The organism is Streptomyces flavidovirens DSM 40150 (assembly GCF_000429085.1).
GTDB lineage: Bacteria > Actinomycetota > Actinomycetes > Streptomycetales > Streptomycetaceae > Streptomyces > Streptomyces flavidovirens.
On record NZ_AUBE01000017.1, the window covers coordinates 70,977 to 83,119 of the forward strand.

The following is a 12,143-nucleotide window of genomic DNA, read 5'->3' on the forward strand; positions in this document are numbered from 1 at the left end:
GAGCCAGGGGGCGGTTCGCTGCGCGGGCTTCTTTCCCTGACCCGCCCCTTCCCGGCTGTGACATTTCGCGGCTCCGCCGCGTGGGCCCGGCTGCTCACCCACCCCGGCCACTCCAGCCCCTCCGGTCGGCTCCGCCAGGTCGGGCGCCGCCCCGACTGCTCGCCCACCCGGCCACCCCAGCCCCCCCGCTCGGCTCCGCCACGTCGGGCTCGGCCCCAGCAGCTCGCCCCCCCGGCCACTCCAGCCCCTCCGGTCGGCTCCGCCGGGTCGGGCTCCGCCCCGACTGCTCGCCCACCCGGCCACCCCAGCGCCTCCGCTCGGCTCCGCCACGTCGGGCTCCGCACCAGCAGCTCGCCCCCGGCCACTCCAGCCCCTCCGGCGTTTGAGGAGCGGGGTCCGGGGTGGAGCCCCGGTTCGGGAAGGGGCGGGTCGGGGAAGGCCCGCGCAGCGGCCGGTTCGCACGCGACGCCGCCCCGCCTCACCTGCCCTGCCCGCGCGCCCCGCCCACGCGCCCCGCCCGGCAAGAGCGGATTCTTTTCGGCCTTAGCATGGCTTGGATCATATTTGACCGAATCTGGATGTACTGGAGCCTCAATGAACCTCGGGGTGCGCTGGACCCTGCACGGCGACGGGCGGACCCCCGCCCCCGGAGCCGTCGTACGGCCCGACGAGCGCCTCTCCTGGCCCCGTACGGCCGGGCTCGGCGCCCAGCACGTGGTGGCCATGTTCGGGGCGTCGTTCGTCGCTCCGGTGCTCATGGGGCTCGACCCCAACCTCGCCATCATGATGTCCGGCGTCGCCACGGTCATCTTCCTGCTGGCCACCCGCGGCCGGGTGCCGAGCTACCTCGGCTGCTCGCTCTCCTTCGTCGGCGTGGCCGCCACGATCCGCGCCTCCGGCGGTGACAGCGCCACCGTCACCGGCGCGGTCCTCGTCGTCGGCGCGACGCTCTTCCTCGCCGGTCTCGCCGTACAGAAATTCGGCGCCCGCATCATCCACGCCGCGATGCCCCCGGTCGTCACCGGTGCGGTCGTCATGCTGATCGGCTTCAACCTGGCCCCGGTCACGGCGTCGACGTACTGGCCGCAGGACCAGTGGACGGCCCTGCTGGTGATGCTCTTCACCGGGCTCGCCGTGGTCTGCCTGCGCGGTTTCTTCTCGCGCGTCGCGATCTTCCTCGGCCTGCTCTTCGGGTACGCCGTCTCCTGGGTCTTCGACCGGATCTTCGGCAAGATCCACTCGCCCATGGGCGGCCCGGAGGCCGTCGACCACTGGCGGCTCGACCTCTCGGCGGTCGGGCAGGCCGACTGGATCGGCCTCCCCTCCTTCCACGCGCCGAGCTTCGAGTGGTCGGCGATCCTCGTCGCGCTGCCCGTCGTCATCGCTCTGATCGCGGAGAACGCCGGGCACGTCAAGGCCGTCGGCGAGATGACCGGCGACTCCCTCGACGACAAGCTCGGCACCGCCATCGCCGCCGACGGCGCCGCGTCCATGCTGTCCACCGCCGTCGGAGGCCCCCCCAACACGACGTACTCCGAGAACATCGGCGTCATGGCGGCCACCCGTGTCTACTCCACCGCCGCCTACTGGGCCGCCGCCGGTTTCGCGCTGCTCTTCGGCCTCTGCCCGAAGTTCGGCGCGGTGGTGGCCGCCATTCCCGGCGGCGTACTCGGCGGGATCACCGTCATCCTGTACGGCATGATCGGCCTGCTGGGCGCCCAGATCTGGCTGAACGCCCGCGTGGACCTGCGCAATCCGCTGAACCTGGTGCCGGCCGCCGCGGGCATCATCATCGGCGTCGGCGGCGTCAGCCTGAAGATCACGGAGAACTTCGAGCTCAGCGGCATCGCGCTCGGCACGATCGTCGTGATCACCGGCTACCACACGCTCCGCGCCCTCGCCCCCGACCACCTCAAGGAGCAGGAGCCGCTGCTGGACGCGGGCACGTCGACGTACGACACTGTCAAGAGCCAGTAGGCACTGGCCGGTTACGGCGTCGGCGCGGGCGGTCGTCAGCTCAGCGTCGCCTCCAGAGCGGCCGACTTCAGTCGCCCCGCGCCAGCTGATAGGCGTAGTCCGGTGTGAACGTACCCGCCGCTCCCTTGCAGCCGTCGGACTCCCCCGGCAGCTTGATCCAGAGGTAGGCGTCGACCCGCGCCTCGCCGGTCCGAGTCGTCGGTGCCCGGCCGAGGGCCCGGCCCGCCGGGTCGCACCACTGCCCCCCGGCCGGCGGGCCGTTGCCGTTTCTGCTGGTGTCGATGACCGCGCCAAGACCCGCCGGGCCGCCGAGCGCGGCCAGCACGCGCCGGGCGTAAGCGGCCTCGTCGGCGGTGCGGTGGAAGTTGGAGACGTTGGTGAAGATGCCGTCGCTGTTCGACCTGGCGCCCGCCGCGCGCAGGGCGGCGGCCTGTTTGCCGGCCGGGTGCCAGCCGGAGTGGCCGGCGTCGAAGTAGACCTTCGCCCGCGGATTCGCGGCGTGCAGGGTGCGGCCCGCGCGTGCCAGCGAGGCGAAACGCGCCTGCCGTTCACCCGCGGAGAGGCAGTCGGAGAGGGCGATCGAGTCGGGCTCCAGAATGACGATGACCTCGCCACCACCGAGCCCCGCCGCGAAGTCCCCGATCCAGTCGTCGTACGCCGCCAGGTCCGGCGCACCGCCCTGCGACGCACCCCCGCAGTCCCGGTCAGGGATCGCGTACGGCACGAGGACCGGGATCCGCCCCGCCGTCGCCGCGGCCGAAGTCACGGACCTCACCTGTGCGGTGACGGCGCCCGGGTTGTACGCCGCGAACCAGACGGCGGCGGGCCGGTCGGCTATCCGGTTCTTGATGAGCGGGTGTCTGGGGTCGTCGCGGTTCGCCCTGACCCAGTCGAGCACCTGGGACTCCGGGTGCCGGTAGAGGGCGGCGGAGCCCGGCGGGGAGGACGGCGGCCGCGCCGGAGGCTCCGGCGTGGGCTGGCCCGGCGACGGCTCGGCGCGCGTCGGCGCCGGACGCGAGGGCGACGGACGCGAGGACGAGCGCGAGGGCGAGGCCGTGCGCGACGCCGGCACCGGGGCCTGCGTGGAAGGCGTCGCCGAAGGGCTCGGCCGCGCGGGCAGCGGCCCCGGAACCGGCGTTCTGCTCGTCTGGGGCCTTGCGCTGTTCCTGTGGTCCGCCTCGCCCGTCACCGCGGACAGCACGCCCGTCACCGCACCGACGGCTACGACCGCCGAAGCCGCGAAAGCCATCGCGTTGCGGCGTTTGGCGCGTCGCCGCTCGGCGCGCTCGATCCTGCGCCGCGCACGTAAACCTGGCACCCTGGTTCTCCCCCCGGATGGCCGATCCCCCGGCGCCCGCGACGCGGTTCGTTCCCCCGTATTGGGGAAGCCCGCACCTACGGCGCCCGGTGAAAAGCCTAGGGCTGCGACGCTGCCCGTATGGCGCAGATCGAGCACTTCCCAGCTCAGACGGACCGCTCCCGGACCTCGGTCGACACTGTTGTGGCGCGGATTCGTTCCTTCCACTGCGACTGGCCGCCGTCGGACGGTCTCGCGGTCTTCAACCGCGTCTATCTCGCGGTCACCGAGGAGATCGACCGGCGTATCGACGGCGGCCTGTTCCCTGACGCCCGCACCGCCGCCACCCTCGATGTGCTCTTCGCCGAGCGCTACCTGACCGCCGTCGACGCCTCGTCGGCGGGCCGGCGGGGGCCCGCCTGCTGGCGACCGCTGCTGCAGTACCGGCGCCATCCGGGCGTACGGCCGCTGCAGTTCGCCCTCGCCGGGATCAACGCGCACATCGGGCACGATCTCGCGCTCGCCGTGGTCGACGCCTGCCATGCGCTCGATTGCCGGCCGGCCGATCTGGAGGGGGACTTCGACCGGGTGGGCGACACACTCGTGGCGCTGGAGGAGCGCATCCGCGAGGAGCTGATGCCGGGACCCGATCTGCTGGAGATCGCCGATCCGCTGACGCATCTGCTCGGCTCGTGGAGCCTGGAACGGGCCCGCGACGCCGCCTGGTCCGCCGCCCGGCTCCTGTGGGGACTGCGTGAACTGCCGGAGCTGGCCGAGGACTTCACGCAGCGACTGGACGCGGGGGTGGGACTGGTCGGCCGGATGCTGCTGACCCCGCTGCCCTGCGGCGACTGATCCCCGGCCCGCGCCGCGGCCCCCGGTGAAGCCGCGGTGAACAGCGTCTGTCGGACAGCCCGAGCCCGCGTTCCCGCCCCGCGCCTCGCCCTACCGTGACCCGCACAAGCGCGCGAACAGGCGTGCGCCGGCCGGCTGGGCGAGGACACAGGTGGAGTGGTTGAACCCCGAGAACGTCGTAGCGCTGATCACCGCCGTGGTGGGCGTGGCGGCCGCTGTCGGCCCCTTCTGGTACGAGCGCCGGGTCCCCCGCCGCAAACGCATCGGCTACCGCGTGCAGATGGACACCCCCATTGGCGGCGACGCGCGCAACGGTCACGACACCGTGCGGCTCGGCCTGTTCGACGACTCCCCCGACATGTCCAACGCCACCCTCGTCCTGCTCCGTATCGAGAACGACGGCGCGCAGGGCATCTCGGCCACCGACTACACCGGACCCGACACCCACGGCCTCACCGTCCACTTCACCGACCGCACGGTCCGGGGCGTCGCGGTCACCCAGCCCAACCCCGAACACGCCCACCTGATGGCGCACTTCACCGCCGAAGCCGGGATGCGGCACCACCAGAACCGGGTCCACCTGCCGAAGGTGCCGCTGAACCGGGGCCAGCACTACAAACTTCTCGTCCTGCTCGGCGGAGGCGGCGTAGGCAGTGCGGTCCGGGTGACCGGCGGCATCCAGGACGGCGCGGTGATGCCCAACGAGAGCACCACGCCGGACGACAAGACGCCGCTCTTCAGCAGACCGGCCCGCACCCTCATCCTCGCGCTCGCCGTGTGCGTCATCGCCCTCGCGACCCTCACCGTCGTACGCGACGACCAGGCCCCGCCGCCCATGGGCTGCGCCACCGGGGAGCTGACCGTCACCGGCTCGACGGCCTTCACGCCGGTCGCCGGGGAGCTGGCCGAGAAGTACCAGGCGGAATGCCCCGGCTCGAAGATCACCGTGGATACGCACGGCAGCACCGCCGGAATCCGCGCGCTCGACGAGGCGGGCAGCGCCGCCGAGGACGGCTCGCCACCCGTCATAGCGCTCTCCGACGGCCGCAAACCGAACGGGTATCCCCAGTTGCGCGAGAGCCGGGTGGCCGTGTCCGCCTTCGCCCTGGTGCTCAATGACCGAGTGCCGCTCAAGGGCCTGACGACCGCGCAGGTACGGAGGCTGTACGCCGGCACCGTCAGCAACTGGAAGGAGCTGGGCGGGCCCGATCTGCCGGTGCGCCTCGTCAGCCGGGACGCCAACTCCGGTACCCGGCAGGTCTTCCAGCGCCGAGTCCTGGGCACGGGCGAGCCCGCCAACTCCTCCCAGGACTGCGTCGGCAGGGACGACGGGCGGGCCGGTGTCATCCGCTGCGAGCTCGACTCGACCGAGCAGGTGCTGGCCAAGGTGGCCTCGGTCCCCGGCGCACTCGGCTACAGCGAACTGCGCTCGGGGTCCGGCGCCGGACCCAAGGGCCTGCACCGCCTGCGCCTTGACGGCCGCGAGCCGAGCATCGAGAACATCGGGACCAGCGGATACCCGTACCACGAGATCGAGTACGCCTACACGTACGGCAGCCCGCCCGCCGACTCGCTGGTCTCCAGCTTCCTCGTCTACATGACACTCGGCAGCGGCCAGGGCATCATCCGCACGCACGGCCATCTGCCGTGCGCGGCGCCGGAGGCGGCGAAGCCCTGCGCCGGCGGGTAGGCGACAGGGCGGTGTGATGACCGCCCGGGGCCGGCCGGATCGCGGCCGGCCCCGAGCGGTACGTTCTGCGGTCCCCCTGGTCAGTCCTCCGGCAGCTCGACCGGGGCGATCTCGTCGTAGAGGTCGCCGGGGCCCGGGTTCGTCGGGTCGGTCGTACCGCCGAAGTGGTGCATGACGCCCCACACCGCGTTCAGCGCGGTCTGTACGGCGCCCTCGGCCCACCCGGCCGTCCACGAGATGTCGTCGCCCGCGAGGAAGATGCCGCGCTTGTCCTCGGGGAGGCGGTCCTGCATGAAGTGGGTGAACAGACGGCGCTGGTAGCGGTAGTGGCCGGGCAGGTTCGCCTTGAACGCGCCCATGAAGTACGGCTCGTTCTCCCACGACACCGTGACCGGGTTGCCGATGATGTGGCGGCGGATGTCGACCTTCGGGTAGATCTCGCCGAGAGACTTCAGCATGACCTCCATCCGCTCGTTCGCGGACAGCGGCAGCCACTTGAGGCTGTCGTCGCACCAGGTGTACGAGAGGCAGATGGTGGCCGGCTTGTCGGGACCGTCGTCCAGCAGGTACGTACCGCGCGTCATCCGGTCGGTGAGCGTCATCGACATGACGTCGCGCCCGGTCTCCTCGTCCTTGTCCAGCCAGAACGGCCGGTCGACCGGGACGAAGAGCTTGGAGCTCTCCATGTAGTGCGTACGCTCCATCGCCGTCCAGTGGTCGATGGGGAACAGCGAGTCGTCGCACGTGATCTTGGAGAGCAGCATCCAGGACTGCGCGGTGAAGATCGCCACCGGGTACGTACGGATGTCGCCGGAGGCGTCGGTGACGGTGATCCGGTTGCCGGCCGTGCGGTGCAGCCGCGTCACGGCGGGCTTGGGCTCGCCCTCGTGGAGGGACTTCAGCGACGTACCGAGCGGCCAGTGCACGAGCTTGGCCGGCTCGCGCTCCCAGAGCCGGACGGGGAGCTGCTGGCTGCCGCCGACGATGCCGCGGTGGTGGTCGTCCGCCTCGGTGTAGACGACGCGCAGGATCTCAAGGATCGAGTTCGGGAAGTCGGTGTCCCAGCCGCCGGTGCCGAAGCCGACCTGGCCGAAGATCTCGCGGTGCCGGAAGGACTTGAAGGCCTCGGACTCGCAGAGGAAGCCGTAGAACGTCTGGTTGTCGAGCTTCTCGACGAGCTTGGCCCAGATCTCACGGATGCGCGGTACGTCGCGCTCCCGCATGGCCTGGTTCATGTCGGAGAAGTCGGCGCCCTCTTCGAGGCAGGCGTTCCAGGCGTTCATCACGTCGCGGTAGACCTGCGGCAGGTCGTCGACGGTGACGGCGTAGTGCGACTCGCCCTTGAGGTCGACGACGGTCGACGGCGTCTCGGGGGCGAGAGGGTTCGGGAACGCCTTGGTCTCCAGCCCCACGAGGTCGATGTAGTGCTGGAGCGCCGTGGAGGACGGCGGGAAGCGCATCGCGCCCATTTCGGCGGTCAGGGCCTCGTCGCAACCCTCGAAGCCGACGGTGCGCAGCCGGCCGCCGATCTGGTCGGCCTCGTAGACGACGGGCTTGAGACCCATCTTCATCAGCTCGTACGCCGCGATGATGCCGGACAGGCCGCCGCCGATGACCGCGACCTCGGTGCCGTGCTCGGTCGCCGGTATCTGGCCGAGGCCCGCCGGGTGCGCGAGGAAGTCGTCGTACGCGTAGGGGAAGTCCGGACCGAACATGGTGATCGGCGGCTGCGCGTCGGTGTGCTGGACGGCTGTGGGCACCGTGGACGTCATGGGGTACGGACTCCTTGCAAAGCGGAAAAGAAAAGGGGGCGAGGCCGGTCGGGTGTCAGGTCTCAGACCAGCGACGCGTACAGGCCGGGGCGGCGGTCGCGCAGGTACGGGTTGTTCTCGCGCGAGGCCCGCAGGAACTCGGGGTCGGCGTCACCGAACACCAGCTCCTCGCCGCGCCCGGCGCGGGCACGGGACGCCCCGTCGGGACCGGCCAGGCAGCTCAGCCCGACGAACTCGAACTCGCCCTCGGGGCCGGTCCGGTTCACGTAGGCGACGTACATCTGGTTCTCGAAGGCCCGGACGGGCACGACGTTCTCGGCCACGAACTGGAACGGGTGCATCTGTGCGGTGGGCACCAGCAGCAGGTCGGTGCCCGCGAGCGCGTGGGCGCGGACGTTCTCCGGGAATTCGACGTCGTAGCAGATCATGAGGCCGATGGTCAGGCCGCCGAGCTCGGCCTGGACGACCGCGTCCTCGCCGGGCGTGAACCACTCCTGCTCGAAGCAGCCGAAGAGGTGCGTCTTGCGATAGTTCGCGAGCCGCGCGCCGTCGGGCCCGATGAGCTGGGCGGAGTTGTACACGACGTCCCCGTCACGCTCCGGGTAGCCGTAGTGGACGGCGAGTCCGTGGCGTACGGCGATGTCCGCGACGGCGTCGGCGGCCTCACCGTCGGCGGGCTCGGCCAGCCGGTGCACGTCGGCGCCGATGGCGTAGCCGGTCAGGAACATCTCCGGGCAGACCAGCAGCCCGGCCCCGGCAGCCGCCGCACGGCCCGCGGTCTCGTCGAGGACCTTGAGGTTCTCGTCGACGGACCCGGGACGGCCGGAGCTCTGGAGGAGTGCGGTGCGCAACGGCGGCATGGCTGACCTCGGGCAGGTGGGGAGGGGTGTGCGGGAGACGTAATGACGGTACGTTCCGCGCTCGTACCGGGACAAGGCGCGACCGTTGCGGACCGACCGTCGATCCGTTGCGCAATCGGGGCGGCCGGCAGTGATTCATTGCGCGTACGCCGATGAGTCCGCGTCGTACGGTCCGTACACCTGCCGGAGTACCGCTGGCGGAGCCTCCCGCCGCCCGTCGGAGCGCGGGTACCGACGCTCGGCGCGATGCCTGGCGGGGGGTCTCGGCGGAAGAGTGAGGGCCGTCCGGACGACACCCGGAGAACTTGCTGGCGCCGCACCGGCGAGGCCGGCGTTTGAGGAGCGGGGCCTGGGGCGGAGCCCCTGCGCGGCGGAGCCGCAGGAGCCCCCACCCCCGTCCCTCCTACGCCGGCGACCCCGACGAGAAGCGCCTCAGCAGCGGCGAAAGCACCAGCACCGACTTCGTCCGCTCCACGAACGGCTCCCCCGCGATCCGCTCCAGCACCCGCTCGAAGTGCCGCATGTCGGAGGCGAAGATCTGGACGACGGCGTCCGCGTCACCGGTGACGGTCGACGCGGACACCACCTCCGGGTAGCGCGACAGGCCACGACGGATGTCCTCGGGGGACGTGTTGTGGCGGCAGTACATCTCGATGAAGCCCTCGGTTTCCCAGCCGAGCGCGGCCGGGTCCACGCGTACGGTGAACCCGGTGATCGCTCCCTCGGCGCGCAACCGGTCCACCCGCCGTTTGACGGCGGGGGCGGAGAGACCGACCTCTGAGCCGATGTCGGCATAGGAGCGGCGGGCGTCCTGGGCGAGGGCGTGGACGATGCGTTCGTCGAGATCGTTCAGTCGCACTACGGGTGGATCACTTCTCTGCGGTGGCCAGACTGGAGCGGCGCAAGCCGTAGAAGAAGTAGACCACGAGCCCTGCGACCATCCAGCCACCGAAGGCGAACCAGGTGGGTGCGGGGAGCTTGCCCATCAGGTACACGCAGCAGCCGAAGCCGAGCACCGGGGTCACCGGGAACAGCGCCAGCCGGAACGTACGGGGCATGTCCGGTCGCTTGTACCGCAGGATGATGACGGCGATGTTCACCAGGCCGAAAGCGAAGAGCGTACCGATGCTGGTCGCGTTGGCGAGCTCGCTCAGCGGAATGGCAGCGGCGAGGATGCCGCAGAACAGCGAGACGATCACCACGTTGGCCTTGGGCGTGCCGGTGCGCTCGTCGACCTTGGCGAAGACCTTGGGAACAAGGCCGTCGCGGGACATCGCGAAGAGGATGCGGGTCTGGCCGTAGAGCACGGCGAAGACGACGCTGGCGATGGCGACGACCGCGCCGGCGGCGAGAACCGAGCCCCAGACGCTGTGGCCGGTGACGTCGTTCAGGATCTGGGAGAGGGCCGCCTCGGTCCCGTCGAAGTCGTCCCACGGCATGGCACCGACGGCGACCAGGGCGACGAGGCAGTAGAGGACGGTGACGATCAGCAAAGACAGCATGATCGCGCGCGGCAGGTCGCGCTTGGGGTTCTTCGCCTCTTCGCCCGCGGTGGATGCCGCGTCGAAGCCGATGTACGAGAAGAACACCGTGGCGGCTGCGGCGCTGATGCCCGTGATGCCGAGGGGCGCGAGCGGCGTGTAGTTGCCGGCCTTGATGCCCATGAAGCCGATGGCGCAGAAGAGCACCAGCGTCGCGATCTTGATGACGACCATGACCGTGTTGACGCGGGCGCTCTCCTTGGCGCCGCGCATCAGGAAGACCATGGCGAGCAGGACGACGACGAGCGCCGGCAGGTTGATGAAGCCGCCCTCACCGAGCGGTGCGGACACCGACTCGGGGATGGTCACGCCGATCGTGCCCTCGAGCAGTTCGTTAAGGTACTGGCCCCAGCCGACCGCGACGGCGGCGACGGATACGCCGTACTCCAGGACCAGGCACCAGCCGCAGATCCACGCGACGATCTCTCCCATCGTGGCGTAGGAGTAGGAGTAGGAGGAGCCGGATACAGGTATCGAGCCGGCCAGCTCCGCGTAGGAGAGGGCCGAGAACAGGGCGGTGAGGCCGGCGATGACGAACGAGATCGCGACGGCGGGTCCGGCCGCCGAGGTCGCCTCACCGAGCACGACGAAGATCCCAGTGCCGAGCGTGGCACCGATGCTGATCATCGTCAGCTGCCACATGGTGAGCGAGCGGCGGAGCGTACCGCCCTCGCCCTGGCCGCCCTCGGCGACGAGCTGCTCAACGGGCTTGCGCCGCATCAGCCGGCTGCCGAGCGGCGGACGCTCAGATTCCGGTTGGGGAGTGACGGGTGGCGCTGCGTCCAACACTGGGGTGGCTCCTTATCGCTGCCGATCGGGAAGGCGGCGACCGCAGCGGTTCGCTCGGGGCGTAGGAAATCAGCCCGGAGCTCGGGAACCGCCGAGCAGGCGGTCCCCGCCACTCCACGTACAGCGCGAAGCCTACGAGGTCTGCGTTCACATCCGTAATGCAGCAACCTTGCGTACCGACGGACGATCATTGCGCACAACCCCGACCCATGGCGCTTCGTTGCGCCCGACCTTTCGATATCCCTTTTGTCCGGTACGACGGACATCCCGTGACCGGCGTACGCACACCGACGACCGGAGGCGATCATGACGACCACAGACCGGGCAGCCGGGCCGGACCTGACCGGCCCGCCGGGATGGCTGGATCCCGCCCCCTACCTCCGCGGCGTAGCCTGGCGCGACAACGGCCGCCCCGTGCGCGCCGACCCCGCCGACCTGGACCGGCTGCCGTGGGACACCGCCGAGCGCGCCGCGGTCCCCGTCGGCGTACGGCTGGAGTTCACGGCGCGGGGCGCCACCGCCGTAGACATCCGCTACCGCGCCGCCCTCCCCACCCGCGCCGACGAGCTGCGCGACTTCGCGCACACCTTCGCGCTGTGGCACGACGGCGCTCTCGTGACGGAGGTCACCGAGGCCCCGGAGCGGGAGACGGTCGTACGCATCGGGCTGCCGGACCGGCGCGGACGGTTCACGGTGCACCCGCCGGAGAGCCAGTGCCCCGAGATCCTCGGTCTGCGCCCGGTCGGCGGCTCCCTCGCGCCCGCCCCGCCGCAGCCGCGCTGGCTGGTGCACGGCGACTCCATCACCGAGGGCTGGTGGTCCACCCGCCCCGCCCACGCCTGGCCGGCGGCCGCGGGCCGGGCGCTCGGCCTGGACACGGTGAACCTCGGCCACGCCGGCGCCGGCCGCGGCGAACTGGCCGTCGCCCAGCAGATCGCGGACCTCCCGGCCGACGTCCTGACCCTCGCCTTCGGCACCAACTGCTGGTCCCGCACCCCGTTCTCGGCGCCCCTGCTGTACGAGACGGTCCAGGCCTTCCTCGGCCTCGTACGCCAGGGTCATCCGGACACCCCGATGCTCGTCCTCTCCCCAGTCCTGCGCCCCGAGGCGGAGCGGACCCCCAACGCCCTGGGTGCCACCCTCGCCGACCTCCGCACGGCCCTGGAGGAGGCCACGGTGGCCCGCGTGGCCGCGGGCGACGACCGGCTGGCGCTGCTCCCAGGCCGGGACATCCTCGGTCCGGAGCACCTGGAGGACGGGCTGCACCCGAACGACACGGGACACGCCCTCATCGCCGAGGCGGTCGCCGCCGCCCTGCGCGGGACAGGCTTCGTCACGCCACCGGGCGACTAGCCCCGCGCG

General features: G+C 71.3%; 9 protein-coding genes. 4 read left to right on the forward strand and 5 right to left on the reverse strand.

Translation table 11 applies throughout. The features are described from left to right. Positions 1 to 594 precede the first annotated feature (594 nt). Positions 595 to 1,977: a uracil-xanthine permease family protein gene (locus tag G412_RS0122445; protein ID WP_028814045.1), complete on the forward strand. Its 1,383-nt coding sequence runs from the start codon at positions 595 to 597 to the stop codon at positions 1,975 to 1,977. A gap of 67 nt (positions 1,978 to 2,044) precedes the next feature. On the opposite strand, the gene G412_RS0122450 is transcribed toward G412_RS0122445, so the two are convergent. After that, positions 2,045 to 3,295, reverse strand: coding sequence for a glycoside hydrolase family 6 protein (locus tag G412_RS0122450; protein ID WP_244283184.1), 1,251 nt, complete (start codon positions 3,293 to 3,295; stop codon positions 2,045 to 2,047). Between the two features lie 120 nt (positions 3,296 to 3,415). On the opposite strand from G412_RS0122450, the gene G412_RS0122455 reads away from it, so the two are divergent. Both G412_RS0122455 and G412_RS0122460 read left to right on the forward strand, forming a co-directional pair. Next, positions 3,416 to 4,129, forward strand: coding sequence for a DUF5995 family protein (locus tag G412_RS0122455; protein ID WP_028814047.1), 714 nt, complete (start codon positions 3,416 to 3,418; stop codon positions 4,127 to 4,129). A gap of 151 nt (positions 4,130 to 4,280) precedes the next feature. After that, entirely contained in the window at positions 4,281 to 5,819 is a 1,539-nt protein-coding gene (locus G412_RS0122460) for a substrate-binding domain-containing protein (protein ID WP_028814048.1), read from the forward strand. An 80-nt stretch (positions 5,820 to 5,899) separates the two neighbouring features. Here the strand turns inward: G412_RS0122460 and G412_RS0122465 are convergent, their stop codons facing one another. From G412_RS0122465 to G412_RS0122480, 4 genes are all read right to left on the reverse strand, one after another. Next, positions 5,900 to 7,591, reverse strand: a complete 1,692-nt coding sequence (locus tag G412_RS0122465) for a flavin monoamine oxidase family protein (RefSeq protein ID WP_028814049.1) — start codon at positions 7,589 to 7,591, stop codon at positions 5,900 to 5,902. Positions 7,592 to 7,653: 62 nt separating this feature from the next. Next, the gene (locus G412_RS0122470) at positions 7,654 to 8,451 is read right to left on the reverse strand and encodes a carbon-nitrogen hydrolase family protein (protein ID WP_028814050.1); all 798 of its coding nucleotides are present in this window, start codon (positions 8,449 to 8,451) and stop codon (positions 7,654 to 7,656) included. Positions 8,452 to 8,854: 403 nt separating this feature from the next. After that, complete coding sequence (locus tag G412_RS0122475; protein WP_028814051.1) at positions 8,855 to 9,310, reverse strand: Lrp/AsnC family transcriptional regulator; 456 nt, start codon at positions 9,308 to 9,310, stop codon at positions 8,855 to 8,857. A 10-nt stretch (positions 9,311 to 9,320) separates the two neighbouring features. Next, the gene (locus G412_RS0122480; RefSeq protein ID WP_208857920.1) at positions 9,321 to 10,712 is read right to left on the reverse strand and encodes an amino acid permease; all 1,392 of its coding nucleotides are present in this window, start codon (positions 10,710 to 10,712) and stop codon (positions 9,321 to 9,323) included. Between the two features lie 375 nt (positions 10,713 to 11,087). Here G412_RS0122480 and G412_RS35585 point away from each other — a divergent pair, with 375 nt between their 5' ends. Continuing rightward, positions 11,088 to 12,134, forward strand: coding sequence for a GDSL-type esterase/lipase family protein (locus G412_RS35585; protein ID WP_051338546.1), 1,047 nt, complete (start codon positions 11,088 to 11,090; stop codon positions 12,132 to 12,134). Positions 12,135 to 12,143: the final 9 nt, after the last annotated feature.

Excerpts from the sequence above, each read along its gene's own strand:
- G412_RS35585 (WP_051338546.1), top strand. The coding sequence starts at position 11,088 with ATGACGACCACAGACCGGGCAGCCGGGCCGGACCTGACCGGCCCGCCG.
- G412_RS0122465 (WP_028814049.1), bottom strand. The coding sequence starts at position 7,591 with ATGACGTCCACGGTGCCCACAGCCGTCCAGCACACCGACGCGCAGCCG.
- G412_RS0122445 (WP_028814045.1), top strand. The coding sequence starts at position 595 with ATGAACCTCGGGGTGCGCTGGACCCTGCACGGCGACGGGCGGACCCCC.
- G412_RS0122470 (WP_028814050.1), bottom strand. The coding sequence starts at position 8,451 with ATGCCGCCGTTGCGCACCGCACTCCTCCAGAGCTCCGGCCGTCCCGGG.
- G412_RS0122455 (WP_028814047.1), top strand. The coding sequence starts at position 3,416 with ATGGCGCAGATCGAGCACTTCCCAGCTCAGACGGACCGCTCCCGGACC.
- G412_RS0122480 (WP_208857920.1), bottom strand. The coding sequence starts at position 10,712 with ATGCGGCGCAAGCCCGTTGAGCAGCTCGTCGCCGAGGGCGGCCAGGGC.